Source organism: Deltaproteobacteria bacterium (assembly GCA_029860075.1).
In the GTDB taxonomy this organism is placed as follows: Bacteria; Desulfobacterota; JADFVX01; order JADFVX01; family JADFVX01; genus JAOUBX01.
Map to the genome: position 1 here is coordinate 38,592 of JAOUBX010000018.1, position 24,852 is coordinate 63,443.

Sequence of the window (24,852 nt, forward strand, 5' to 3'; positions counted from 1 at the left end):
CTAAAAAGATGAAGATATTAAAAAGTGAATCAGGTATAGCTTCAATTGTGATAGTCATCGCTGTTTTTCTTCTATTCGTCTATTTTGTATCTATGTCTTATGCCTATAGGGGATGGGGATATTATGGTTATTATGGCTATCACAGAGGTCCTTCCTGGTATTACTGGCATAGTGGTCATATCTATCCGCGCAGTCCATCCATGAAAACAGGCAGTGTTAATAGTCCTCGCCATTCAACAAAAGGAATGCGTGGTGGAAAATAGTTAGTGTCCATCCAGAAACTATAATACATGAAACTTTGTTTTCAATTCGGAAAGGAGGGATTTTTTTGCAAGGTCAAGGAAATCAAGGGTTTCGCCGAGTTGTACTACTGTACATGGCACAAGCAAAGCCGAAGATTGACGCAGAGATTGCGAAAAAGCACCCTTTCCGGATGAAAACTAGTTAGTTGCCCTGCTGGTTTTTCCTAAAACATCTTTCCTCCTTATGATATTTAATAGCACAAAACAGGCAAATTCAGGTAAGGCCTTACTTCTTCTCGTTTCAATATTCGTCATAGGAATGTGTGCCATTATCTATGAACTCCTTATCGGTACCATTTCATCTTACTTTATGGGAGACAGCGTTAAGCAGTTTTCCATTACCATAGGCCTTTTTCTGACATCAATGGGGATTGGCAGTTACCTTTCACGTTTAATTACTGAAAGGTTGCTTGAATTATTTATATTTATTGAAATATTATTGGGTATCGTCGGTGGTTTAAGCGTTCCCCTCCTCTATTTCATTTTTGCTTTTTCCGAATATTATTATCTCTTTATGACCTGTTCTATTATCTTGATTGGGGTAATGATCGGTCTTGAAATCCCCATACTCACGAGAATCATGGAGCGCTATTACTCTTTAAAGCAAAATATCTCCAATGTGCTTTCTCTTGATTACCTTGGTGCATTTTCGGCAACACTTTTATTCCCTTTCATCATGCTCCCTCTTGTTGGTGCATACAAAACTTCTATTCTCACCGGGATTTTGAATATCCTTATTGGAGGAATAAACTTGTGGATTTTTTCAGACGAACTTGAAAAAAGAAAAAAAAACTCTCTTGCTACCGGTGTATTTGTAACGATATTACTCCTGACGGGCATGTTGTATTCATCCGTCAATACAATCAGTTTTTGGGAAAACATTATTTATGAAGACAGAGTTCTTTTATCGAAACAGACAAAGTACCAGAAAATTGTTTTAACAAAAAATCAGAAAGATGTGAGGCTCTACTTAAATGGCGGGCTCCAATTCTCTTCAATTGATGAACATCGATATCATGAGGCGCTTATTCACCCTGCAATGTTTGCTGCACCAGTGGCAAAAAATATCCTCATTCTCGGTGGAGGAGAGGGTCTTGCCGTGAGAGAAATATTAAAACATAAGGAGGTCGATAAGGTGACCATTGTTGATATCGATCCCGCGATTACAGAACTTGGCATAAAAAATAAACTGATAAAAGAAATTAACAATGGAAGTTTGTCTCACAACAAGGTTCAAATTGTAAACAGGGATGCATTCAGTTTTCTGTCAGAAACTTCAAGTTTATTCGATATTATTATTGCCGATTTACCTGATCCCAACGATACCTCGCTTGCCAGGCTTTACAGCAGGGAATTTTATAAGCTGGCAGGAAAACGACTTGCAGCAAGTGGTTTGTTTGTTACCCAGGCAACAAGCCCCTTTTTCGCGGCCAAGGCTTTCTGGTGCGTCAAAAGCACTATTGAGGAAGCAGGCTTTGCACATACCTATCCCTACCATACCTATATTCCTTCTTTTGGAGACTGGGGATTCATAATGGCCTCTAAAGTGAAGCTTAATAAATATAGTTTTAAAAGGGGAGTTTCTACCCGCTTTCTTGAAGAAAAACATCTTGAAAAAATGTTCCACTTTGAGAAAGACATGATTCCCACTGAGGAGATTAAATTCAGTACACTCGATAGACCGGAAGTGCTTTCATATTATCTGGATGGCTGGAAATACTGGAACTGACAGTTTTTTTATTGATCCACATAAATTTGACCATTGCAATAGCCAAAGGGGAATCTCTGACAGAAAATATGAACCTCTATTCTTCGGACATAAATAAACTAAAGGGCAACCTTATAATGAATAAAAGCGATTTTTCCAGAGATAATAATGAAAAAAGCGCCACAGAAAAATAGTGGAATTCACAGCGCATCAGAATTGAAGTTGTTGCTCCACAACGGAACAATTGAGAATATTCCTTTTAAAACCTTTCACAATATTGAATTGGTTGAAAAAAACTGGTATATCCAAATAGATATTATTGGTGAGAGCCATAAGATCAAGATAGCAAATGGAAAGGAATCCTCTTCTATAAACGAAGTGCTTGCATGTATGGCATTAGATAAAAACCTTTCCCCCTCTTGTTATATGGAGAGATTGTCTCATATTAAGACAGGGAAACTGGAGCGGAGAGTGGGCGCTCTTAATTATCGATTCAGATTTGAACAAATTGGTTTTGGTGAAAAGAAATACAGGGATGCTCTTGCATCACTGGCAGCAGGAGGGGACAAATGTATCAGTTATGATTTTGCTAATGGCCGGAAAGATTCCCTCCACGATATATATGGACCTGTAACGCTGGTGAAGGCCGACATTACCGGGAAAAGTGTGAATTGGGCGTCTTTGCATATTTATCCCAATGACGAAGTGGCAATCATTTCTGAAAGTTCCATTTCCAAAGAAAAAGGAAAAAAATAACTGTGGGGGTCCTTCGGCGAATGGCAAATATTGCATCATCAATAGGGGGGCACTGGAAAGAGAAAGCGGAATCTCTTCTCGGTGATGGCCGGTCCAGATTGGAAAGCGAATTAGATGAATGGGAAAAGAAACTGAATAGAAATAAAGAAGAGAAATTCCATAATAGCAGTAAATTTAACAAAAAGCCGACTCAACTTGAGGAAGACCTGCAGGTATTTGGCCTTAAGGAAGGGGCCGCCTGGAAAAGCATCAAAAAAGCTTACAGGCGTGAATCAAAAAAGTATCACTCTGATTTTCACATCAATGATCCGGAAAAAAAGAAGATTGCACATGAAATAATGCTTATTTACAATGCTGCCTACGAAAGGCTGGAAAAATATTACGGAGAAAAATAGATGTGGCAGTTTTTCTATTTTAAGATTCTTAGAAAACTGACATGGGCAGATTTCTTTGACCGCTTTAAGCTGGTAATTGCTTTGCTCGTGATGGTTGTTATCTTCACGGTGGTTTTTTATAAATATGAAGAGGGCGTTACCTTATGGGATTCTCTCTGGACAGCCTATATTTCACTGACCACTGTTGGTTACGGGGATTTCTCCGCCAAAACATGGCAGGGAAGAACTGCAACTGTAATGGTTACATTCTTCGGCATCGGCTGTCTGGCCATGTTCGCAGGTGGTGTAGTTGAAAATATTATGGAAAGGAGATTGAGAAAAATGCGTGGTGAAATTGAATTCAAGGGGGAGAGTCATATCGTCATTATCAATGTGCCCTCTTATGATGAAATTATTGAACTCCTGAAAGAACTTGATTCCTGTAAAGAATATATGGGGTTCCCACGTGTTCTCATTGCGTCAAGTTTGCCTGGAAATGATGCTGAACTTCCCGGCATGATAATGAAGAATATCGATTCCTTCATTAAGGGAATGCCGTCGTCTATGGATACGCTGAAAAGAGCTAATCTGCAAAAAGCAAAGGCTTGTATTCTTGTCAGTAATATGTCCGAACCTTCATTGGATGATGTAAATACGATGACTGCCGGCATCATAGAAAAGAACTGGCCTCACATCATTACCGTGCTTGATTGCGTAAGAAAAGACACGATTGAAAACCTGGACCATTTCGGTATAGACGGTGGTGTTAACTCGATGAGTCTCCAGATGGGATTGCTCATACAGGAGTTAAAAGGTCCCGGCACATTTAACGTATATAGTCAGCTTTCATCGAATGGATGGGGACAGCAAATATACATTACCAAAGAAACTTATTCAAGCTGGGACGGTTCTTTTCAGGATATGACCATGGGATTGCTTAAAAAGGCCATCATCAAACTGGAATTTCCCGTTACTATTATGGGGATATACAAAAATGGCGGTAAAAGTGTAGAACTGAATCTTTCCAATGATTATAAGGTTGATGAAAATGATAAGATCATTTATATGGCGGAAAAACAATTTCCCTGGCTCAATGAGTCGGCAGAAATAACCAGGCTATGTAAAGAAATTTGATGACGCAGTCTAAGGTTTATAATAAGGACAAAAAATAAAAATTTGAGGAGGGGAGTAATGTCATACTTCGAAAAAGTTAAAGATATGGCGCAGGAACTCGGTTTCGTACCGGAGAATGAAAATATTGAGGAAGAGCTTTTTACTGTAAGTGACAGTGAAAATGGAATCAATTGCCTGGTGGTCGATTGTGAAGATCCTGTACTGGTTCTGGAAATGGTCGTTATGTCCTGCACGGACTCTGTTAACCCCGTCAGGTTGCTTCAGATGAACAGGGAAATGGTACATGGCGCATTTGTTCTCGATGATTCGGCACAAAAGGTTATATGGAGGGATACTTTGCAAATTGAGAATCTGGACCTCAATGAGTTGCAGGGTTCTATCAGCGCTCTATCTCTGGCGCTTAGTGAAAATGCCAATGAAATTATTCGTATGTCAAAAGGAGGGAAGTAAAATGAGTATATTCAACAGGCTCTTTAAAATAGGACAGTCAGAAGCTCATGCCGTTATGGACAAGTTTGAAGATCCTATCAAGATGACGGAACAGGGGATCAGGGATTTAAAAAATGATTTGAAAGATGCATTGCAATCCCTGGCCCAGGTTAAATCTCTTGCCATTCGAACCCGGCGTGAGGTAACGGATTCTAAAAAAGTTCTTGAAGATTACGAGCGAAAGGCAATGCTTCTTTTAACGCGTGGTAAAGAAGGTGCTCTTGAAATGTCTGAAGCTGAAAGACTGGCAACGGAGGCGCTGACGAAAAAAGAAGAAGTTTCCAGCCGGGCAGTAAGCCAGGAGCAAAACGCCAGGGAATACGAAGCAAAAGCGGCGCAATTGCAATCAAATGTGGAAAAGCTAAAAACCACTATCAGTAAATACGAAAATGATCTCATAACCCTCAAAGCGAGGGCAAAGACGGCTTCTGCTACAAAAAAAATCAATGAACAATTGGCAAAAGTAGATTCGTCGGGAACGATAGCAATGCTTGAAAAAATGAAGGCAAAGGTTGAGGAAGATGAATCTCTGGCTGAAGCTTACGGAGATATGGCAAGCATCGGCACGTCCATTGACAGTGAAATAGACAAAGCCCTTGATGCGCCTTCTCAGGTTGACAGCAGTGCTGCTACAAGGCTGGAATCGCTAAAAGCAAAAATGGGGATGTAAAAACTCCAATATGAAAAAGGAGGTACTTAATGGTTTTTGGTTTTTTTAAAAAAAATAAAAAAGAAGAAGAGGATAGCTCTTTAGTCTCCTCTGACCCTACAGTGCTGGATATCAAAAAAGGGTGGACCATCGATTTTTATGATTCTTTTATTCTCAAAGGATTTCCACTGGAAAATTTTAATATCCTGGAAGAAGGTCCCTATGAGGTTGTGGGCGCCAATAAAACAACGTACACAACGGAATATACATTAAGAGGGGGCAAAGGGGATGCAATTTTGGAAGTTGAAAAAAAAGGGGGAAGGAATATTTTGTTAATTCAGACAGGTCTTGAGAGTTATCCCTCACTTTTGCCGGCTATGAGAAAGGCATGGAAAAGGGACTGTGATGAATTTGAATTTAAAGGAGTCAAATACTATCTCGTTGATAGTGGAGAAGAGGAAGATGATGGGGAGGAGTGTGATTACTGGGATTACTATTCCGATCCCATTAATGATGGGAATAAACTTTTTATAGGTGTTCAGGATTATGGTGATCCCGGTGACGCGGAACTTGAGTTTTATGTCGGTTTTGAAATTCCGGAAAGGTCTGTTAAAGAGATAGTCCCGGCATAAATAAAAAAGGCCATTTTGTTACTTTGAAATTGGAAAAGCAGAATGGAAAAAGGGGGTTAAAGCGCAGGTGAATTTGTATAAATAAACAGCAGGGAACTGGATGAGAGATGAAAGCAAAAAAGGCCTTGCTTTCTCGCTGCAATTTCCTAAGTCCGACAGACTCCCAGGTCCAGTTTTTTCCCTGATTTCAACATCTCAGTAATTTTTTTCCCCGGAAGTGGCCGGCTGAAGTAATAGCCTTGCATCTCGTCACAGTTGTGTTTGAGAAGGAAATCAAGGTGCTTCCCCGTTTCCACTCCTTCGGCAACGACCTTAAGGCCCAGGCTATGAGAAAGGGAAATGACGGCTTTTGTAATAGAGGCGTCATTTTCATTGGTTGTTATATCACGAACGAATGATTGATCAATTTTCAATGCGTCAATTTTGAATTTTTTTAGATAGCTCAGTGATGAATAACCGGTGCCGAAGTCATCGATGTAAAGCTGTATGCCGAGACTGCTTAATTTTTTTATTTTTTTCATCATTTCATCGACATCATTCATGAGGATGCTTTCCGTGATTTCAAGGCCCAGCATGGATGGGGGCAGCCCTGTTTCTTCCAGTATGGAGATGACTGTTTCAACAATATCATTGAAGAGGAATTGGCGTCCTGACAGATTAACGGCTATATTCAGTGTGTTAAAACCGGCGTCCCGCCATTTTTTTGCCTGCTCGCAACTTTTACGCAAAATGGTCTCACCGAGGGGAACGATGAGGCCTGTTTCTTCGGCAATGGGAATAAAGTCGCCCGGTTCGATAAAACCGCCTGAAGTTTGTTGCCACCGGGCAAGGGCCTCCAGTCCGACAATGGTTCCATCAAACATACTTATTTTGGGCTGGTAGTAGACAATGAACTCATCTCTGTCAAGGCCTCTTCTTATTTCATTTTCTACAGAAAGAAATTTAAGGGCGCTCAGGTTCATTTCTTCGGCATAGAGCCTTGAAGAGGCTCCCCCGGCTTCTTTGGCCCTTCGCATGGCCGCATTGGCGTTTATCATAAGTGTGTCAAGTTCATTGCCATCATCGGGATAGAGGGTAATGCCGATACTGGCAGATGCATGGAGATCAAGTTCGTCAATTTTGAAAGGTTCGGAAAAGGAGTTAAGAACCCGGTTGGCTACCCTGACAGCATCATTCTGATTGCTGAAGGCTTCGAGGATGATGGCAAATTCGTCACCGGCAAAACGGGTGACCGTATCCGTTTCCCATAAGATGCTCTCAAGTCTTGCGGCAACACCCTGAAGCAGTTTATCGCCTGCCGGATAGCCGAGGCTTTCATTGATATTCTTGAAACGGTCGAGGCCCACGAACAAAAGGCAGACCATGTTTCCTTCATCGGAGGCGCGATTCAGGGCCTGGTTCAAGCGGTCCTTGAAGAGGACCATATTGGGCAGCCCCGTCAGTCCGTCATAGTTGTTTTTGTACTTTATCTGTTCTTCACTTCTCTTTAAATCCGTCAAATCATGGAATATGGAAACAAATTTCTTTATTTTGCCGTCACCATCTTTTATGGCCGAAATAGTTAACTGCTCGGGATAGGCTTCGCCACTTTTCCGCCTGTTCCATATTTCTCCATGCCAATAGCCATCTTTAAGAAGGGTGTGCCACATATTTTTAAAAAATTCCTTGTCATGCCTGTCGGAACGAAGCATGTTGGGGTTTTTCCCGATGGCCTCTTCCGCCCTATAACCGGTAATGGAGGTAAAGGCCTTGTTAACAAGTTCTATATTCCCTTTTTCATCGGTAACGAGAAGCCCTTCGATGGCGTTATCAAAAACTTCTGCGGCGAGTATAGACCTGTCCTGGTATATTTTGAATTCCGTCAGATCCTGAACGGTACCCATCATGCAAAGCGGTTTTCCCTTATTATCCCGGCTTAATTCAGCCTGCTCCTGGACGATTTTTACCGCGCCATCCTTTAATAAAATTCTGTGGTCTATACAGTAAGGTCGCTTGCCGGCCAGGGCTTCGTCAACGGCATCCAGGACACTCTTTCTGTCATCAGGGTGCACGCGCTCCAGGAAGGCCTCGTAGCTGGCGCCGAATTCGTTTTTATCCATTCCGAAGATGCGGTACGTTTCTTCCGACCATAGGAGTTTATTGGTTGTAATGTCCCACTCCCAGTGGCCGAGATGGGCTATCTTCTGGGCCTTGGAATGCCTTTCCTTGCTCTGGCGCAAGGCTTTCTCCGCTTCTTTAAGGGCTGTAATATCGTTTATGATGCCCGTAAACATTCTTGTTTTACCGATGTACATTTCACTGACCGTAATAAAGGCAGATAGAGTACTCCCGTCTTTTCTCACTGCCGGGGCTTCCCGTCCGATACCGATAATCTTTTTTTCTCCACTATTAAGGTAGTTTTCAAGATAGGTGTTGTGTTCACTTTTGAAAGGTTCAGGCATGAGAATGGAAACATTGGATCCTATCACTTCTCCCTCCTCGTAACCGAACATCTTTTCTGCGGCAGGGTTGAATGAAAGGATCGTTCCCTTGTCATCAATGGTGACGATACCGCTGACGGCCGTGTTGATAATGGATTCATTCCAGGCCCTGCTTTTTTGAAGCTCTTCTTCCGCCTTTTTTCTCTTCGTAATATCGCTGGATATCATGATGAGACTGGAAACCTTTTCCTTGTTATCTCTTATGGGGCCCAATTTGGCTGCCCACCATTTTTTATGGCCATTCTCATCCCTGGAGTCATATTCAAAGGCGCTCGTTTCTCCTTTTTTTGCCTCACTGAATGCAGATTGGAGCGCATCTTTGCAGTCAGGTGATGCAAGATCGATAAGGTCCATAAGGGTAAGGCGGGATTTATTGTTAATACTGTTTAGCTTGAGCCCGGTAGGGTTCATATACTCAACATTACCGGAAAGGTCCAGCTGGTATATGCAGTCAGAGGAGTTTTCGATCAAGCTGCGGAATTTTTCCTCGCTGCTGCGAAGCATGGTTTCCATTTCGTACTTGGAAAGGGCAATTTCAAGAGCGGTATAAAGCTGAATATCTTCAAAAGGTTTTAGCAGGTATCCGTAGGCGCCGACAGCTTTTGCCCTGTTGAGCGTTTCATCGTCTGCGTAGGCTGTTAAAAATATGATGGGAATATCGGATTTTAATCTTATTCGGCGAGCGGTGTCAATACCGTCAATCATCCCTTCCAGGTTGATGTCCATGAGGATGAGTTGAGGCTCGACTTCTTCTGCTCTGATTATTGCATCTTTACCTGATGACAGGACTGCGGTAACAGAGTATCCTTTATTTTCCAAACACTTTCGGATATATAATGCGGTGAGTCCCTCGTCTTCAACGATCATTATGCCAGCCATAAACTGCCCTTCTTTTCCCGGTAACCCTTAACGCTATGACTCATTTCAATCTTTGACCATTTTAATACGATGCACTGCTGACAAAAAGGGTTCCAGTTAAATCAATGAAATTACATATAAAAGCCCCCACCTTTTTAAATAACTAAAATTTTTTGTAAGGAGAAATGTTGCATTCTCCAGGACAATGGTCTGCCCTTAAAAGTGTGAGATTACAAAATAATCATTAATTTGTAAAACAATACTTTTAAAAAGGTTTAATTTTCCGGGTTAGCTCTTTTGCAGCCGCGCCACTTTGAAACATTGAAAATCAAAAAGCGGTATTTAACCGAAGAGACTGGACCCGGTTAAATTAAGATGGTAAAGTAACGGTTTTTTGGCTGTCTTTTAGATGCCGGTCACAAGTTATTAGCGGTTTCCTCATATATTAGCTATGGAGTTAAAGCGCAGATGAATAAATTATTGACAAAAGAGAGTAAACCGGAAAGGACATACCTTGAAGCCGGGGTTATCCCTGACGGTAAAAGGGCTATGGCCCTCCTTGCAATGGTTGCCTTCGGTCTCTGGCTTGACCGCTTTTCACCGCTTTGGGGGCAGGTTGCGGCCGGTTTTCTCTTCTGGGGATTATTTATCTCTATTTATCACCGTATGCCCGCAGAAAGCAGGGGCTTGTTAATGAGCTGCCTCATTATCGCTACATTGGGAGAGATATTCTGCTCTCTTGTCTGGCAGCTCTACGATTACAGGCTTTACAATATTCCTCACTATGTTCCCCCGGGCCATGTGCTTGTTTTTCTCCTGGGAAGTGCTCTTGCTTCCCGAATTTCGCCTAAAGTCGTATGGATTGTTCCTCTTCTGACGGCGCCTTACGTCATTGCAGGCTATGTAATGGGATTCGATGAATTTGGAATCATACTTTTCCTTATGTTTATGGCCTGCATGATTGCTGAAGACGATAAACGGCTTTATGCAACCATGTTCCTTGTCTGCCTGGCCCTTGAAATCTATGGAACGCTGCTTGGAAACTGGGTCTGGAAACCTGCCGTTCCTCTCTGGGGACTCAGCAACACAAACCCGCCGGTAGCGTCGGGCGCTTTCTATTGTGTGCTTGATTTCCTTATGCTTAGGGCCATGCTGGCTTCAAGGCCAGTTGCTGTCTTCTTTGCAGATATAATAAATAAGGCAGGAAAGAGGATAAGAGAGATATTCCGCCCGGAAGAAACCTTTCCGGCCAATTATGAACTTGCCGCAGAAGAGTATGAGGATCGTTAGTTTTTTTTAGCCTTATGATTGCCGCTATTAATAACTTCAATATGGCCTATGAAGACGAGGGAGAGGGGAGGGCCATCGTTCTTATCCACGGTTTCCCGCTTTGCCGGAAGATGTGGAAGGCACAGGCTGACTTTCTCGTTGATCATGGATACAGGGTAGTTACTCCTGATCTAAGAGGTTTTGGAGAAAGTGAAGCCCCTGCCGGTGGTTATGGCATGTTTCAACTGGCTTCCGATGTGGCGGCCCTTCTCGATTTTCTCGAAATTGACAGCGCCGTTGTCGGCGGCATGTCTATGGGAGGCTATGTTCTTCACTCTCTTCTCGACCATTTCCCGGAAAAGGTTGCCGCTGCCATATTCATTGTGACGCGAAGTGTGGGTGATTCCCCGGAAGGAAAGAAAGTGCGAACATCCTTTGCCAGGAGCGCTGTCAATGGTGATGTTAAAGCCGTAGCCGACTATTTTGAACCTGCGCTTTTTTGTGCCCGTACATTAGAAGAAAACCCTCAACGGGTCCGTATGGTCAGAAAATGGATGGAGAACACGTCACCACTTTCAATGGCCGGCGCCCTTATCGGGATGAGAGAGAGAAAAGATTACCTTTCACAATTGAGGACTTTTAATGTTCCATCGCTGGTTATCGGTGGGGAACTCGATAGCTGCATATCTCCCGATCATGCAAGAGAGACGGCAAAGGGCCTCCCGGAGGTAGACCTGGAGATTATTTCAGGTGTGGGTCATATGGCTAATATGGAAGCGCCCGAGGCTTTTAATGATGCTCTGCTTCAGTTTCTCAACAGGATTGAAGGCATACGGGGAACCCCTAAAATAATATGAGGAGTTTTGTAATGAGAAAAATATTAGCGCTTATTATACTGATCTTCCCGGTTGCTGTTTGGGCTGAAAGTAAAGATGCCATCGATATCAGGGATGAAATGACGATGAGAGAGTTTACCGGGGCAGGCCTTGATAAACTGAGCCCCGGAGAGATTGAGGCGCTCAATAAGTGGCTTGGCGCCTTTGTCTCCGGGACATCGGCAAAAGGTGATGAAGGGGAAGAAGAGGCCCGAGAAGAGGCCGGAGAAGAGCCAAAAAAGAATAAAAAGAGCTTTTGGGGATCGCTCTTTAGCGGAGCTAAATATAAGATTTACAAGATTGAGAAGGTAGAATCGGATCATCATTTCAGGATTAATAAGAATCCCTATACCTCTACCAGTGTCTGCCCCGGCTATGCAACAGGGGATGAAGTTATCTTTACGGAAGGCAGGGCCGACGGAATGTGTGACAATGCAGAATTTTCAAGGCCGGACGGAAGGGATTCCTGTGAAGTTTTTTGCCGTTAGAATTTTTTCCCATAATAGTAAGACTCAATTTGCAGGGTAAACACTATGTATAAATTATGGCTGCTGTCGTCAGCTCTCTTTGGACTTTTGACTGTTGCTCTCGGCGCCTTTGGCGCCCATGCCCTTAAGGATGTTCTTGAGGCTTACGGGAAATCGATCTATGAAAAGGCGGTTCATTACCAGATGTTTCATGCCCTGGCCCTTATGGGTGTAGGCCTTTTGCAGAAAAATTTTGAAGAGATCAATTTTTCTCCCGCAGGGTGGGCCTTTTTGGCAGGGGTTATCCTTTTTTCAGGCAGTCTCTATCTTCTTGCCGTCACTCAAATCAGATGGCTTGGCGCCATCACACCCATCGGTGGGACAGCGTTTATAATCGGCTGGGCATGGCTCATTTATCTGCTGTCAAAGATCTGAGACAAAAAAATAGTATAAATCCTGTTTCACAGGAAAAGCAGCTCAAGCTGAACCTGTTGCCTTTACGCTTACATGCACTAAATGTGTTTGCCCCTGTTAGACTGCATTTGTTCCGGCATTGATTTCATTAATGCCCCTTCTCTCAGGTCTGACGGCAGTGAAATGTTTTTTGTTGATGTGAAAATTAATTCGAGCGGCGGCACGCCACATCTGGATGCACAACCCCGTTATGTGAAGAAAAAGAGCCCTTAAAGAGGGGCTTTGGGTTTTTTCCTATAGCCAATCAAGGCTTTTCCCCTCAATATTTTTTTCAATATCTGCTATACTGAGACAGTTACAACCTTTTTCTATAAATAGAGAGAAGCTCCGGGAAATCAGCAAAGTTACGTGAAAATAGCGTCTAAATTATTTATTATTCTTCTATTCATTTCAGGGTGTGCGACTCGAAGCATTCCTCATGAAGATTCCTATAGCAGAACTTATAGGGAGCCCCCTCCTCCCGAGGAGATTATCAGAAGGGACCCCATGAAGGAGCTTGGCAGGGAGTTTCTCCTGGAAGCGAAAAAAGAGTTGGAATTTGTGACGGACCTGGAAATCGTTTCAATGGTTAACAGTGTTGGGAAAGAGCTTGTTGCCGCTGCGGGAAGTGACCCCGACTATTATAATTTTTTTGTTATAAGAGAAAACAGGATTAATGCCTTTGCCGTTCCGGGAGGCTATATTTTTGTTTATGACGGGCTCATAAAAAACCTCAACAGCATAGAAGGTCTGGCCGGTGTGCTTGCTCATGAAATTGCTCATGTAGAGAGAAACCATCACTTCAAGGATGCAAGGAAAGTTGCGCTGGCGGATATTGCGACCATTGCCGGGATTATTTTAGGCGGTCTTGCCGGGGGAAGCCAGCCGGAGGCTTCAATTGCCATTGCAGAGGCGTCGAATATATCCTATAAGCTCAAGCTCAGCAGAGAGCATGAAGAAGATGCCGACCTCTTTGCATTGCGCTATCTTCGTAAAAGCCGGTATCATCCCTCGGGATTGTCCGATTTTTTTAAAAAATTATCTCATCAGGAGAGGCTCTATTCTACTGATGTAATACCTACTTACCTTTCCACCCATCCCGGTGTTATCGAACGTCAGGTAATCGTTGAAGCGCTTATAAAAGACCTCCCTGCTCCGGAAAAGGCGGTAAAGAGGGGTAAGTGGGACTGGGAAAAAATAAGAACCATGATCAAAGGTGTTTATAACGATGGCTTTGATATGCAGGGAACTTATGATCAACGGCCTGATGACAGGAAGTATTTTTTAAAGGGTATCTATGCCTTCAGCGCCAATGATTATAAACGCGCTATTGAAAACCTTGAAAAAGCGATAGAAATAAATCCCTATGACGCTCAATATTACGCCCACCTTTCGAGTGTCTATATGCAGGCACAGAAAAAAGAGAAAGCCAGGGAAGTAGCCTTAAAATGTATAAGTCTTTCGCGATCTTACTCTGCACCCTTCATCGTGCTTGGCATCGACGCAAAGGAGAGTTCACAGCATCTTTCCGCCGAAGAATACCTGACGGAAGCATTAAAGTTAAGTCCCAATAATTCCTTTGTTTATTATCATCTGGCGGGCGTTTATCATGACCTTGGCCGGCCTGACCTGAGCCGCTACAACCTGGCTGAATATTATCGGCTTAATATTGATCCCGAGAATGCTGTCAGGCAGTTAATGATGGCGCTGGAAGAGCCTCATGGTGATGAATTCGGAGCGATGGTCAGAAAAAAAATAGACAGGTTAAGAAGAGAAGGCATGTAGGAGGAGAACAGCTTGGAGGGCTTTGATTTTCAGCTTGTCATTGATTTCTGGTTTCACGAGATAGCGCCTGCCAGCCGATGGAAAAAGGACCCTTCTTTTGATGCGCTTATCAGGAAAAGGTTCTTATCATTTCATACTGCCGCCGCAGGTGGTGAACTCTTTCACTGGAGAGAAGAGCCTGAAGGAAGGCTTGCCGAAATAATAATCCTTGACCAGTTTTCGAGAAATATATTCAGGGGGAAGCCCGCTTCCTTCCTTTATGATTCCATGTCTCTCATTCTCGCCCAGGAGGCGCTTGCCGCAGGTATTGACTCGGCCCTGCCACCTGATAAAAAGGCATTTATCTATATGCCCTTTATGCACAGTGAATCAGCTCTAATTCATGAAATAGCCCTGAAACTTTTTAGTCAGCCCGGACTTGAATCAAACCTGGACTGGGAGATTAAGCATAAAGCCGTTATTGACCGGTTCGGCCGTTATCCGCATAGAAATGAAATTTTAGGAAGAAAGTCGACGACGGAAGAACTGGCTTTTCTTGCTCAGCGGGGATCATCTTTTTGAGTTTGTTTTAGTGTTATGATTCGCTTTACCAGGATAGCCAAATTGAACCGTCCAGCTTGTTCGATTCGTTGTTGGCGCTGTCAATCAACCAGATTTTGTAAGGTAACCTTTGAGCGGCTGACGTGTTAATTGTTATAAGAAAATCAACTGAACCTGATGTGCCAAGGCCAACTTTTGGATAGGGCCTGAACTGAGGCTTGCCTGCCTGGAGGGCTCTTCCGACAGCGCCCCTGGTCTTGATATGGAAATATCCGGTGTAGGGCCGGGTCCCGCAGCAGGCGTTAATCTGGAACCTGGTTCAACACTGCTGCTTGCCTTCAAAGGTGGCTTTCTTTATACCCATTTTGAAGGTGACGGCAAATACAGCTCCGGCGGCTATAAAGATGAATATGAAATCAGCAGCGGGCAAGGTTTTGTCAGCTTTGCCCTAATGTTCAGGTTTGGTGAAGAGTAAATTTTTCTTTTGCCCGTATAATTAGCCTCTTTTTAAAGAGAGTTCTAGAATATTTTCTTTATACCACGCACGGCCTGACGGATTCTGTGCTCATTTTCAACAAGACCGAATCGCACAAATTCATCACCATACTCACCAAAGCCGATACCCGGTGAGGCAGCGACTTTTGCCTCCTTAATGAGGAGCTTGCTGAATTCGAGTGATCCCATCTCCTTGAACTGGTCCGGAATCTCAGCCCAGACAAACATGCTGGCCTTCGGTTTTTCAACCTGCCAGCCGATCCTGTTCATCCCTTCGACGAGGACATTTCTCCTTTTTCTGTAAGTTTCGCATATTTCCTGTACACAGTCCTGCGGGCCGTTGAGGGCCACTGTGGCTGCTATCTGGATAGGCTGGAACATGCCGTAATCGAGGTAGCTTTTGATTCTTCCAAGGGCGTTGATGATCCTCTTGTTTCCCACACAAAAACCGACTCTCCAGCCGGGCATATTATAGCTTTTGGAAAGGGTAAAAAACTCGACGCCCACATCCTTTGCCCCTTTGGCCTGCATAAAGCTCGGCGCCTTGTACCCGTCAAATACGATATCGGCATAGGCAAGATCGTGAATAACAATAAGATCATGTTCCCTGGCAAAGTCGACGACCTTTTCAAAAAAATCGAGTTCTACAACAGCCGTCGTTGGATTGTGGGGAAAGTTTAAAAGGAGTATCTTCGGTCTCGGCCAGCTTTGCTTGAAAGCATCGAGAAGGTCTGCAAAAAAATCTCTTCCCGGAGCTGTCGGTATACTTCGTACGTCCCCGCCGGCAATGACGACGCCGTAGGTATGGATTGGGTAAGTCGGATTAGGGACGAGCACAAGATCGCCCGGCGCAATAATAGCCAGCGTCAGGTGAGAGAGTCCTTCCTTCGAACCGATGGTTGCGATGGCTTCCGTTTCAGGGTCGATATCGACATCATACCTGTTTTTGTACCAGTTGCTGATGGCCTTTCTAATCCCGGGGATGCCCTTTGAGAGGGAGTAGCGGTGGTTTCTCGGGTCTTGCGCTGCCTCTACCAATTTGTCAACGATATGCCGGGGTGTCGGGTTGTCGGGATTTCCTATCCCGAAATCAATAATGTCCTCACCCTGGCGTCTTTTCTCCATCTTGTATTTATTGACAATGTCAAAAACATAAGGCGGCAGTCTCTTTATCCTGTAAAACTCTTCCAAAGTCTTCCTCTTTTTTAGATTGATTATTTAGTTTTCATCGGTCAAGGGTGCTTTTTCGCAATCTCTACGTCAATCTTCGGTTTTGCTTGTGCCATGTACAGTAGTACAACTCGGCGAAACCCTTGATTTCCTTGACCTTGCAAAAAATCCCTCCTTTCCGAATTGAAAACATAGTTTGATTCATTATAGTTTCTGGATGGACACTATTTAATATTGTCTATTGATGATTGTTTATCTTTGCCCTTTTTCGTGAAGAAACAAAAATTGACAATTAAGAATCAATGGACATCCTGAACTCTTCAGCATTGAAGGAACTTCTAACAAGGGGGCCGGAAAAAATGCCTGCAAAGCCCATCTCCTTTCCGATGCATTCAAGCTCCTTAAAAACTTCCGGTTTAACATATTCAACAACCTGAAGGTTGTTCTTCGTTGGTCTCATGTACTGTCCTATCGTTACGAGGTCGCAGCCGGCATTTTTAAGATCTTCCAGCAGGGTGATTACCTCATCCCTTTTTTCGCCAAAACCCAGCATAAGCCCTGATTTTGTCATTATGGACGGGTAGCTTTTCTTTACATGTCTAATAAGGTCAAGGGACCTTTCATATTCCGCCCGGGGCCTTACTTCAGGGTAAAGGGACGGAACGGTTTCGACATTATGGTTGTAGACATCCGGTCCTGCATGGCATACCCTGTCTATGGCCTCAATATCCCCCCCGAAATCGGGGGTCAGCGCTTCGATGGAAGAATCACTCAGCAATTTCCTGATAGCGTCTATGGTATGGGCGAATTGTTTCGATCCGCCATCGGGAAGATCATCACGTGTTACCGATGTTATAACTACATATTTGGCTCCCATCCTTGCCGCTGCCGCTGCGACTTTTTGCGGTTCATCAGGTTCCGGCGGAAGGGGACGTCCCTCTTTTACCGAGCAGAAGCCGCACCCCCTGGTGCAGTAATCTCCAAGGATAAGAAAGGTCGCTCTTTTCTGCTCAAAACATTCACCCAGGTTAGGGCATCTCGCTTCTTCACAGACGGTGTGCAGGTTGTTTTCCCTTAAAATCCGTTTGAGGTCTGCCACCTTTTCGCTTTTTCCAACTTGTCTTTTTAGCCATGGCGGAAGGCGTTTATCTTTTGATTCAGCGGCGATCATAAATGCGCTATATTACTTTATATTCGCATTGTCCGTCAAAGGTTTTATACTCTTTTTATAGCATATAAAATAGAGTTATCCAAATCCTTGACCTCCTTCAAGGGGACTGATATCTTTGTAGGGTAAAACTAAATTTTTATATTGAAAGAGGTAAAGGAATGACCAGGCAAAAAGAGGTTGTTGGAATTCTTGTCGGAGGCGGACCGGCGCCCGGCATTAATGGTGTTATCAGCGCCGTTGCCCTTGAGGCGATAAATAAAGGGAAAAAGGTAGTCGGTATTTACGACGGCTTTAAGGGCCTCCTTAAAGACCCTCTTGATACGGTTGAGTTGAGCATAGATGATGTGTCGAGGATCCACTTGAGCGGAGGTTCGGCTCTCAGGACTTCGAGAGAGAATCCGACAAAAGAGCATAACAAAATGGCAAAGGTTCTCGATAACCTTAAAAAACTCGATATCAAGTATCTTGTTACCATCGGCGGTGATGATACGGCATTCTCTTCCAGCAGGGTTGCGGCCGCTGCCAATGGCGAGATAAAAGTGGCCCATGTACCCAAAACCATAGATAATGATCTCCCTCTTCCCGGTATGGCTTCAACCTTTGGTTTCCAGACGGCGAGGCATGTGGGCGTCAATATTATGAAGAACCTTATGGAAGATTCAAGAACGACGAGCAGGTGGTATGTCATCGTCGCCATGGGAAGAAAGGCAGGGCACCTGGCGCTGGGCATAGGGAAGGCTTCAGGGGCGACCTGCACAATTATTCCCGAAGAGTTTAAGGAAGGCGTGATTACCCTTAATGATGTCTGTGATATTATTGAAGGGAGCATGATAAAGAGAAAGGCCGGCGGCAAGGTTAACGGCGTTGTTGTCCTGGCCGAAGGCCTTGCGGAAAGGTTCAATCCCGATGACCTGGCAGACCTTAAAAATGTAGAACGAGACGAGCATGGTCATATACGCCTTGCGGAAGTAAGTCTTGGCAAAGTGGTCAAAGAGGAGTTGCAGCGCCGCTTCCTTGAAATGGGGGAGAAAATTACCATTGTTACAAAGGACATCGGTTATGAACTAAGATGCGCGCCACCCATACCTTTTGATGCCGAATATACACGGGATCTCGGTTTTGGGGCCATTACCTTCCTGCTAAAGGGGGGCACCGACGCGCTCATTACCATGCACGAGCAGAAATTGATTCCCATCCCCTTTGATGAAATGATCGATCCCATGACAGGGAAAACGGCAGTCCGGATGGTTGATGTTAATACGGAATCCTACGCCGTGGCAAGAAAATACATGATTCGTCTCGAAACGGAAGATTTTAGAGGGGGCGAGTGGACGGAGAAACTTGCTGCTGCGACGCATATGAGTATTGATGAATTTAAGGAGCGTTTCGGCTATTTGAAGTAAAGGAAAAAAAGGATAATTTTATAAGGGCTGCGGCATATGAAATGTTGCAGCCCTTTTTTCAGGGCTTTTTATCTGCATTCGCCTGTCATAATAACCATTGCCTTGCTCTTCCCGGTTAACCTGTTTATACCCCGAAAAATATATCAATGCTGTTTGCATGGGAAAAAATGTTTGTTAAACTTAAAAAAAGGTAACTTGTCTGCGCCGTTGGTCCTCCCCGTCAATATTACATCAATAAGTAAGTTACGAAAGCTTACTCGAAAGTGACTCAACTCGTCTCCAGCGACACCACAATAAAATGAGCAAGTTACGTTAATTTACCGGGAAGCGCGGTGAAGGAAGCTTGTTGTTGCCGCGCAAAATGAAAAAGTCCTGTTCCAAAGAAAACCGGAGAAAGCAAGTGATAAAACAGGGCCGTCGGCCCGGTCCGGCTGCAACTCAATCAAGTCGTTTTTTGTGAGATATATTGATGGGATTTTATTCACGGATTTTATTTCCATTGGCATATGATTCTTTGGTGTCGTCACCGATGAAGGATAAAGCTCGCCGCGCGCTTCTGTCCGGGGTTAAAGGAGAAATATTGGAAATTGGTTTTGGTACAGGCTTAAACCTTCCAAATTATCCATCCCATGTTAAAAAAGTTACTGCTGTTGACAGGAATGCAAGCATGAATGCAAGGGCTGAAAAAAGGATTAAGGGGGCATCAATTATCGTTGATAGTTATGTGTTAAATGCCGAGAGTTTGCCCATGAAGAATGACACCTTTGATAGTGTTGTAACTACTTATACACTATGCACTATAAACAATATCGATTCCGCATTAACCGAAGTCTATCGGGTTTTGAAACCGGGCGGCCGTTTCTTTTTTTTAGAGCATGGCCTGAGTAATGACCCGAAAATACAAAAATGGCAGTATCGGCTTAATCCCATACAAAGTTTTTTTGTAGATGGTTGCCGACTTACCCGAAACATAAGGCACCTTATTGAACAAGCTGATTTTAATTTGCTTGAACTGGACGAATATTATATTGATGATGATTCAAAAGTTCACGGATACACATATCAGGGCGTTGCAGAAAAGGCTAAATAGCCTGTTTTTGTGACAGGATAATCGGCAGTTTCGTTTTTGAAAAATTCAAACTTTCGGCTAATGATGCGCCGGGAATAAAAAATGTCAGCAATCGTCTTTATTGATGCCCCGACAACTCCGGAAGAGCGTATCGGGAAATTATCCGGAATTGTAAACTTATCGAGGGACAGGCCTCATATAGGAATTCTTATATTAGCTGCAATAGCCCGCGAGAATGGCTGGAAAACATCAGTAATCGATCCTTATCCATTCCAATGGTCGGATGATGAAATAGTTGCAAAAGTAAGGCCACTCAAACCTGACATAATAGCAATTTCTGCTCATACCTTAGGCATTATCAATGCTGACCGTCTGGCTGCATTATTGAAAGATGTATTACCTGGCACCCCTGTTATTATTGGCGGGCCACATGTAACGTCAGTTCCATTTGAAACACTTTTGGAGTTCCATAATTTTGATGTGGCTGTAATCGGTGAAGCAGAAGACACACTCATGGAGTTATTAGATACTCTGATAACAAAACCCACTGACGAGAATTTAGGCAAGGTAAAAGGCATTGCTTTTCGCAGCGCTTCGCAAAAGATAGTCGTTAATCCGCGTCGCCCCTTTAAGGAGGATCTTGATTCGCTACCTATGCCGGCGTGGGACTTATTGCCGGAATATCCACTTCGTTACAGCCCCTCTTTAGCTACCGGTTCCGGCACAAGACTGACAGGTTCATTGTTCACGTCAAGAGGTTGTCCCTGGAAATGTGAATTTTGTGATAGAGGAGTCTTTGGCAGTAAATATAGAACTTTCTCGCCAAAATACATAATGCGGCAAATTCTCCACCTTTATCATAATTATGGTGTTCGTGAAATAATGTTCAGTGATGATGTTATTTTTGCAGATAAAAAAAGGATAACGGACCTTGCCCGGATGCTTATTGAAGCTAAATTAGACCTGCGCTGGGAGTGCATGGCAAGAGTTATTGACGCTGACGAGAAAATGTATCAACTCATAAGAAAATCCGGTTGCTTTGAAATTTCATATGGTATAGAAAGCGCACCCGATACGGTTTCAAAATTAATATCAAAACCGATTAAACAAGATGATGTGGATAAGGCAATTAGAATAACCCAAAGGGCAGGCATCCGGGCCAGAGGATATTTCATTTTTGGCCTGCCGGGGCATACTAAAGAGACGCTTGAGCTAACAAGCCGATACATAATGAATTCAGGGTTGGATGATGTTGCTATTTTTACATGTACGCCATATCCCGGCTCAGACCTGTATTCCAGCGCAGAAAAATATGGTGTCTTTAAGCGCAGGTTTAATAGAATGAATAATATAGAGACTATCTTTGTTCCATATGGTTTAACTGAGGAATATATTGAAAGCTTACGAGAAAGTACTATGAGAGCTTTTTATTTAAATTCAGGATTCATATTAAAGTGGACCCTCCGTTATATTCGCGAGAATAGCTGGAAAGAGTTATTCAGGCGCAGCAGGATGTATACAAATTTTCATAAAGCAATTCTCTCTGAAATGGTTTCCGGCTTTGGCAGAGGCGCATAATACAGGATTGTTTTTTATGGAAAAACTGGAAGTGCCAACAAGGGTAAATGACCGAAAATTTATTTCAGGCGGTGGCAAGGTAGTGGAGATAAGCCGGACAGGGCGGGAAAGTTTTTTCTGTCCATGCCGTGCAATTTACTGCTCCCTGTGGGCAAAAGAAACCTGCCCATCCTTCTAGGCTAACTGCGGTATGATTCAATTCGGAAAGGAGGGAGTTTTTGCAAAGTCAAGAAAATTAAGGGTTTCGCCGAGTTGTACGACTGTACATGGCACAAGCAAAACTGAAGATTGACGCAGAGATTGCGAGAAAGCACCCTTGACCGATGAAAACTAATTATGAAGACTTATGCTATTTCTCGATAACATTCAAAATGTACTGTTAACAGGGCAGAAATCGTATTTTTTGTAGCTTCTAGTGTCAATAAATAGTCAATATTTGATTGACATGTGGCAAACTCCTGTATTAAATAGAGAGGGATGAGGTTGTATGTGTTTTTTGGTGAGTTTTTATTCTCTGCAATAGCGGTTTTGTCCAATCTGAATTTCTGACATAAAAAAACAAATTTAATTGTACATGCCATATGGATATTTACTGTAAGACATGTGACAAAATTCTTGGCTGCTACCCCGATGAAAAAATCCCGCCTAATGTTAAGGGCTACACCATCTGTAAGTTCTGCGGTGAACAAATAGAAATTTTAAGGAAGGCGAAAGAAACTAAGGATTCCTTAAGGCGAAAAAGTGTCTTGCTGTTTATTTTATTGTTACTTTTCGTCCTTTACTTCTCTCAAGATCATATTAATAACCTTCTGTTAACAAAGGAAGAAAAAATCAACTCACTTCATTTAGAAGGCAATGCATTATTCAGCCAGGGCAAGTACATAGAAGCACGCGAAAAGTGGCTGGAAGAGATAAAGCTGGATGATAATAGCCCAAATACGTGGAATAATATCGGGATGACTTTTACCTCTCTTGAAGAGTATGAAAAGGCCATTCCATATCATGAGAAAGCGATACAAATCAATCCCGGATTTGGACATGGTTATTACAGCCTGGGCCGAGCGCTCCAATTCTTAAAGCGCTTTGAAATGGCTAAAAAAAACTATTTTCTTGCGCTTAAAAATAATTATAAAAGGCCGGATCTTTATTATAGTTTGGCAAATATCTACAAGCGCTCGAAGGATTGTGAAAATGCGACAGATGCTTATTTAAATGTTATCAAACGTAAAAACTCCTATCCCTGGGCGCATTATTTTTTGGGAAAATGTTATGAGTCATTAAAGAAGTATGATTCTGCAAGGATGGCCTACAGGAAAGAAGCTGAACTAAATGCTGATAATGCCCTTGCCTCCGGGATTGCAGTAATCGAGATGGATATAAATATTAATCCTGATAATGTCGGCACTGATACCTATTTCGAATTGGGAAGGAAATATGGAATGCTCATGCATGTTGATAATATGAATAAATCTTTAGACGCTTTTTACAAGGTATTATTATTGGATTATTTCTATCCTTCCGTTCATTATGAAATCGGTAAAATTTATAAAAGGATGGGGTCGTCAGGCTTCGCTATGCCAAACTTTAAGTATGCTATTAGCGAGTATAAAATTGAACTGGCAAATAATCCTTCACACAAAAATGCAAGTTTGGAATTAAAACAGGCAAATATATTCATGAAGCCTCTCAGCCTCTCAGGTTTGAATCCGGAAAAAAAGCAGCCTTTTGATCATTCTCTTTATGAATATTCTGACCTTGAATCATTAAAACAAAAAATAGATGCTAACCCTGCGGAGATTGTAAATAAAAAGAATTCTCATCAAGTAAAAGTTTTCAAGAAGAAAATTTTAGTGTCTGCTAAACTTCTCGACAATCCAAAACCTGCCGGTAAAGAATCAGCAGACTTCCTTGATTATTGGGTGCATAACAGTGAAACAAAACCAAACTATCACAGGTTTTACTCACATGAACTTGATGTTGAAAATTCTACAGCCAAAATAAAGTTTTTATTTAATGGTCTTATGATCCCTTATTTAAAAAAGGAAATCAGCAAGGGTGATAAGGTTGAATTCTATATAAAGCTGGGATGTTACGATGTAGAAAAAAATCAGGTTTATTTACTGGCAGATGAATTCAGTAAAGAGGGAAAGAAATCTGCGCCACACCAGTATACTGAATTATGAAAAAAATGAAAAGCCTGCAGCATCAATAGGCACAAGTAAATGAGCCTCCAATAACCGGGTGAAGGGGACGCATTCCGAAGGTTTCATGCGCGCCCGGCCCTGGGTCTTGGGCTGCAGATTTATACACATATTTTAATATGAAAAATGTGAGAGCAATACTTACACAAAGCTTGGAATTGGCTTCAGCAAACAAGCCAAGGGAAGCGCTGTCAATCATCGACAAAGGCATTGATACTGCCCTTAGAGAGAGTGATACTCATTGTATAGCAAGTTTATCTAAACAGGCTGGTGTTATATCTTATAGTGGCATAGGCGATATTGGGAAAGCTAAAGAATATTATGAATTAGCGCTAGAGTACAATTTTGAACCAGATCCTTATTTGCACCTTGCTTTGGGCGATATTTGTACAGACTTAAATGAATCTGCTTTAGCGAAACAGCACTATAAAACCGGCTATGAGCTAGCCAAAAAAGCGAATGACGCAGATTTGATGGAATTGCTGTCAAAAAACTGAGAAGCCCAACCCGTTGCCAACTCAAATCGCACGATAGGCGGTCCGAATAAAAAACAAACATTTCGCGCGGCCGGTTAGCGTAAACTTTGAACTTGCAGGATTACTCAATCGGTATATTTTACAAAAAAGGGGGGGCATATTTAGCCTGTATTGGACGACCTCGGTACCAGGAATCATTTTGGCGCCCCCATATTTTAAGGTTTTCAGATTAAATTGAGTTTTCCTACAGACTCGTTATGTGTAATATGTTGTATATTTATGAATCGTAGAAAATTTATTATTAATACTTCATTCGTTCTCGCAACGATTGCGTTTGGAGCTTTTTATTGGGGCAAACGCTGGAAGTATATTGTCATTCACCATAGTGGCGGGTTGAACTCAACCGCTTACGCGGGAAAAAGACTCCAAACCTTCCCTTCTTGAATACAGGTGATAGTCTCTCTAATTTGACTGCTTCCCTATGGGTGTTACCTTTTTCTTAAACCCTAAGAAAAAGG

General features: G+C 42.9%; 24 protein-coding genes. 20 read left to right on the plus strand and 4 right to left on the minus strand.

The window, feature by feature from the left end:
- The first annotated feature begins 8 nt into the window (after positions 1 to 8).
- The 8 genes from OEV42_07570 to OEV42_07605 all read left to right on the plus strand — a co-directional run bounded on the left by OEV42_07570 (position 9) and on the right by OEV42_07605 (position 6,044).
- The gene (locus tag OEV42_07570) at positions 9 to 263 is read left to right on the plus strand and encodes a hypothetical protein (protein ID MDH3974122.1); all 255 of its coding nucleotides are present in this window, start codon (positions 9 to 11) and stop codon (positions 261 to 263) included.
- 223 nt (positions 264 to 486) lie between these two features.
- On the plus strand, positions 487 to 2,031 hold the full coding sequence (locus OEV42_07575; protein ID MDH3974123.1) for a polyamine aminopropyltransferase: 1,545 nt from the start codon (positions 487 to 489) through the stop codon (positions 2,029 to 2,031).
- A gap of 147 nt (positions 2,032 to 2,178) precedes the next feature.
- Positions 2,179 to 2,766, plus strand: a complete 588-nt coding sequence (locus OEV42_07580; GenBank protein MDH3974124.1) for a DUF2617 family protein — start codon at positions 2,179 to 2,181, stop codon at positions 2,764 to 2,766.
- A gap of 20 nt (positions 2,767 to 2,786) precedes the next feature.
- Positions 2,787 to 3,161: a hypothetical protein gene (locus OEV42_07585; GenBank protein MDH3974125.1), complete on the plus strand. Its 375-nt coding sequence runs from the start codon at positions 2,787 to 2,789 to the stop codon at positions 3,159 to 3,161.
- Positions 3,162 to 4,274: an ion channel gene (locus OEV42_07590; GenBank protein MDH3974126.1), complete on the plus strand. Its 1,113-nt coding sequence runs from the start codon at positions 3,162 to 3,164 to the stop codon at positions 4,272 to 4,274.
- 57 nt (positions 4,275 to 4,331) lie between these two features.
- Entirely contained in the window at positions 4,332 to 4,724 is a 393-nt protein-coding gene (locus OEV42_07595) for a YbjN domain-containing protein (GenBank protein ID MDH3974127.1), read from the plus strand.
- A 1-nt stretch (position 4,725) separates the two neighbouring features.
- On the plus strand, positions 4,726 to 5,433 hold the full coding sequence (locus OEV42_07600; GenBank protein MDH3974128.1) for a PspA/IM30 family protein: 708 nt from the start codon (positions 4,726 to 4,728) through the stop codon (positions 5,431 to 5,433).
- A gap of 29 nt (positions 5,434 to 5,462) precedes the next feature.
- Complete coding sequence (locus tag OEV42_07605) at positions 5,463 to 6,044, plus strand: DUF4178 domain-containing protein (protein ID MDH3974129.1); 582 nt, start codon at positions 5,463 to 5,465, stop codon at positions 6,042 to 6,044.
- A 146-nt stretch (positions 6,045 to 6,190) separates the two neighbouring features.
- Here OEV42_07605 and OEV42_07610 read toward each other — a convergent pair whose 3' ends face one another.
- Complete coding sequence (locus OEV42_07610; protein MDH3974130.1) at positions 6,191 to 9,403, minus strand: PAS domain S-box protein; 3,213 nt, start codon at positions 9,401 to 9,403, stop codon at positions 6,191 to 6,193.
- Positions 9,404 to 9,850: 447 nt separating this feature from the next.
- Between OEV42_07610 and OEV42_07615 the strand changes: the two genes are divergently transcribed.
- The 7 genes from OEV42_07615 to OEV42_07645 all read left to right on the plus strand — a co-directional run bounded on the left by OEV42_07615 (position 9,851) and on the right by OEV42_07645 (position 15,246).
- A complete protein-coding gene (locus tag OEV42_07615; GenBank protein ID MDH3974131.1) occupies positions 9,851 to 10,672 on the plus strand; it encodes a hypothetical protein in 822 nt (273 codons plus the stop codon).
- Between the two features lie 14 nt (positions 10,673 to 10,686).
- Complete coding sequence (locus OEV42_07620) at positions 10,687 to 11,508, plus strand: alpha/beta hydrolase (GenBank protein MDH3974132.1); 822 nt, start codon at positions 10,687 to 10,689, stop codon at positions 11,506 to 11,508.
- Between the two features lie 11 nt (positions 11,509 to 11,519).
- Positions 11,520 to 12,014, plus strand: a complete 495-nt coding sequence (locus tag OEV42_07625) for a hypothetical protein (protein ID MDH3974133.1) — start codon at positions 11,520 to 11,522, stop codon at positions 12,012 to 12,014.
- Between the two features lie 45 nt (positions 12,015 to 12,059).
- Positions 12,060 to 12,428, plus strand: a complete 369-nt coding sequence (locus OEV42_07630) for a DUF423 domain-containing protein (protein ID MDH3974134.1) — start codon at positions 12,060 to 12,062, stop codon at positions 12,426 to 12,428.
- Positions 12,429 to 12,953: 525 nt separating this feature from the next.
- Positions 12,954 to 14,231, plus strand: a complete 1,278-nt coding sequence (locus OEV42_07635; protein ID MDH3974135.1) for a M48 family metalloprotease — start codon at positions 12,954 to 12,956, stop codon at positions 14,229 to 14,231.
- Between the two features lie 12 nt (positions 14,232 to 14,243).
- Entirely contained in the window at positions 14,244 to 14,792 is a 549-nt protein-coding gene (locus OEV42_07640; GenBank protein ID MDH3974136.1) for a DUF924 domain-containing protein, read from the plus strand.
- Positions 14,793 to 15,033: 241 nt separating this feature from the next.
- On the plus strand, positions 15,034 to 15,246 hold the full coding sequence (locus tag OEV42_07645) for a hypothetical protein (GenBank protein MDH3974137.1): 213 nt from the start codon (positions 15,034 to 15,036) through the stop codon (positions 15,244 to 15,246).
- A 44-nt stretch (positions 15,247 to 15,290) separates the two neighbouring features.
- Here OEV42_07645 and alaC read toward each other — a convergent pair whose 3' ends face one another.
- Positions 15,291 to 16,457: an alanine transaminase gene (alaC, locus tag OEV42_07650; GenBank protein MDH3974138.1), complete on the minus strand. Its 1,167-nt coding sequence runs from the start codon at positions 16,455 to 16,457 to the stop codon at positions 15,291 to 15,293.
- Between the two features lie 271 nt (positions 16,458 to 16,728).
- Complete coding sequence (gene lipA, locus OEV42_07655; protein ID MDH3974139.1) at positions 16,729 to 17,607, minus strand: lipoyl synthase; 879 nt, start codon at positions 17,605 to 17,607, stop codon at positions 16,729 to 16,731.
- Between the two features lie 158 nt (positions 17,608 to 17,765).
- On the opposite strand from lipA, the gene pfp reads away from it, so the two are divergent.
- The 3 genes from pfp (at position 17,766) to OEV42_07670 (ending at position 21,657) form a co-directional block, all read left to right on the plus strand.
- On the plus strand, positions 17,766 to 19,010 hold the full coding sequence (pfp, locus tag OEV42_07660; protein MDH3974140.1) for a diphosphate--fructose-6-phosphate 1-phosphotransferase: 1,245 nt from the start codon (positions 17,766 to 17,768) through the stop codon (positions 19,008 to 19,010).
- 469 nt (positions 19,011 to 19,479) lie between these two features.
- Positions 19,480 to 20,100 (plus strand): class I SAM-dependent methyltransferase, encoded by a 621-nt coding sequence (locus OEV42_07665; GenBank protein MDH3974141.1) that lies wholly within the window; start codon positions 19,480 to 19,482, stop codon positions 20,098 to 20,100.
- An 81-nt stretch (positions 20,101 to 20,181) separates the two neighbouring features.
- Positions 20,182 to 21,657, plus strand: coding sequence for a B12-binding domain-containing radical SAM protein (locus OEV42_07670; GenBank protein MDH3974142.1), 1,476 nt, complete (start codon positions 20,182 to 20,184; stop codon positions 21,655 to 21,657).
- 860 nt (positions 21,658 to 22,517) lie between these two features.
- On the opposite strand, the gene OEV42_07675 is transcribed toward OEV42_07670, so the two are convergent.
- Positions 22,518 to 22,697 carry a hypothetical protein gene (locus OEV42_07675; GenBank protein ID MDH3974143.1) on the minus strand — a complete coding sequence of 60 codons (180 nt, stop codon included), beginning with the start codon at positions 22,695 to 22,697 and terminating at the stop codon, positions 22,518 to 22,520.
- A 48-nt stretch (positions 22,698 to 22,745) separates the two neighbouring features.
- Here OEV42_07675 and OEV42_07680 point away from each other — a divergent pair, with 48 nt between their 5' ends.
- Both OEV42_07680 and OEV42_07685 read left to right on the plus strand, forming a co-directional pair.
- Positions 22,746 to 23,840 carry a tetratricopeptide repeat protein gene (locus tag OEV42_07680; protein MDH3974144.1) on the plus strand — a complete coding sequence of 365 codons (1,095 nt, stop codon included), beginning with the start codon at positions 22,746 to 22,748 and terminating at the stop codon, positions 23,838 to 23,840.
- A 137-nt stretch (positions 23,841 to 23,977) separates the two neighbouring features.
- Positions 23,978 to 24,355, plus strand: coding sequence for a hypothetical protein (locus OEV42_07685; GenBank protein MDH3974145.1), 378 nt, complete (start codon positions 23,978 to 23,980; stop codon positions 24,353 to 24,355).
- The last annotated feature ends 497 nt before the right edge of the window (positions 24,356 to 24,852 follow it).

What these genes read in the sequence shown, in the direction of transcription:
- OEV42_07570 (MDH3974122.1), top strand. Translation starts at nt 9, where the DNA reads ATGAAGATATTAAAAAGTGAATCAGGTATAGCTTCAATTGTGATAGTC.
- lipA (MDH3974139.1), bottom strand. Translation starts at nt 17,607, where the DNA reads ATGATCGCCGCTGAATCAAAAGATAAACGCCTTCCGCCATGGCTAAAA.
- OEV42_07635 (MDH3974135.1), top strand. Translation starts at nt 12,954, where the DNA reads ATGAAGGAGCTTGGCAGGGAGTTTCTCCTGGAAGCGAAAAAAGAGTTG.
- OEV42_07575 (MDH3974123.1), top strand. Translation starts at nt 487, where the DNA reads ATGATATTTAATAGCACAAAACAGGCAAATTCAGGTAAGGCCTTACTT.
- OEV42_07615 (MDH3974131.1), top strand. Translation starts at nt 9,851, where the DNA reads ATGAATAAATTATTGACAAAAGAGAGTAAACCGGAAAGGACATACCTT.
- OEV42_07580 (MDH3974124.1), top strand. Translation starts at nt 2,179, where the DNA reads ATGAAAAAAGCGCCACAGAAAAATAGTGGAATTCACAGCGCATCAGAA.
- OEV42_07605 (MDH3974129.1), top strand. Translation starts at nt 5,463, where the DNA reads ATGGTTTTTGGTTTTTTTAAAAAAAATAAAAAAGAAGAAGAGGATAGC.
- OEV42_07625 (MDH3974133.1), top strand. Translation starts at nt 11,520, where the DNA reads ATGAGAAAAATATTAGCGCTTATTATACTGATCTTCCCGGTTGCTGTT.
- pfp (MDH3974140.1), top strand. Translation starts at nt 17,766, where the DNA reads ATGACCAGGCAAAAAGAGGTTGTTGGAATTCTTGTCGGAGGCGGACCG.
- OEV42_07645 (MDH3974137.1), top strand. Translation starts at nt 15,034, where the DNA reads ATGGAAATATCCGGTGTAGGGCCGGGTCCCGCAGCAGGCGTTAATCTG.
- OEV42_07600 (MDH3974128.1), top strand. Translation starts at nt 4,726, where the DNA reads ATGAGTATATTCAACAGGCTCTTTAAAATAGGACAGTCAGAAGCTCAT.
- OEV42_07590 (MDH3974126.1), top strand. Translation starts at nt 3,162, where the DNA reads ATGTGGCAGTTTTTCTATTTTAAGATTCTTAGAAAACTGACATGGGCA.
- OEV42_07630 (MDH3974134.1), top strand. Translation starts at nt 12,060, where the DNA reads ATGTATAAATTATGGCTGCTGTCGTCAGCTCTCTTTGGACTTTTGACT.
- OEV42_07610 (MDH3974130.1), bottom strand. Translation starts at nt 9,403, where the DNA reads ATGGCTGGCATAATGATCGTTGAAGACGAGGGACTCACCGCATTATAT.
- OEV42_07685 (MDH3974145.1), top strand. Translation starts at nt 23,978, where the DNA reads ATGAAAAATGTGAGAGCAATACTTACACAAAGCTTGGAATTGGCTTCA.
- OEV42_07585 (MDH3974125.1), top strand. Translation starts at nt 2,787, where the DNA reads ATGGCAAATATTGCATCATCAATAGGGGGGCACTGGAAAGAGAAAGCG.
- OEV42_07670 (MDH3974142.1), top strand. Translation starts at nt 20,182, where the DNA reads ATGTCAGCAATCGTCTTTATTGATGCCCCGACAACTCCGGAAGAGCGT.
- OEV42_07595 (MDH3974127.1), top strand. Translation starts at nt 4,332, where the DNA reads ATGTCATACTTCGAAAAAGTTAAAGATATGGCGCAGGAACTCGGTTTC.
- OEV42_07620 (MDH3974132.1), top strand. Translation starts at nt 10,687, where the DNA reads ATGATTGCCGCTATTAATAACTTCAATATGGCCTATGAAGACGAGGGA.
- OEV42_07675 (MDH3974143.1), bottom strand. Translation starts at nt 22,697, where the DNA reads ATGTCCAAATCCGGGATTGATTTGTATCGCTTTCTCATGATATGGAAT.
- OEV42_07680 (MDH3974144.1), top strand. Translation starts at nt 22,746, where the DNA reads ATGGCTAAAAAAAACTATTTTCTTGCGCTTAAAAATAATTATAAAAGG.
- OEV42_07665 (MDH3974141.1), top strand. Translation starts at nt 19,480, where the DNA reads ATGGGATTTTATTCACGGATTTTATTTCCATTGGCATATGATTCTTTG.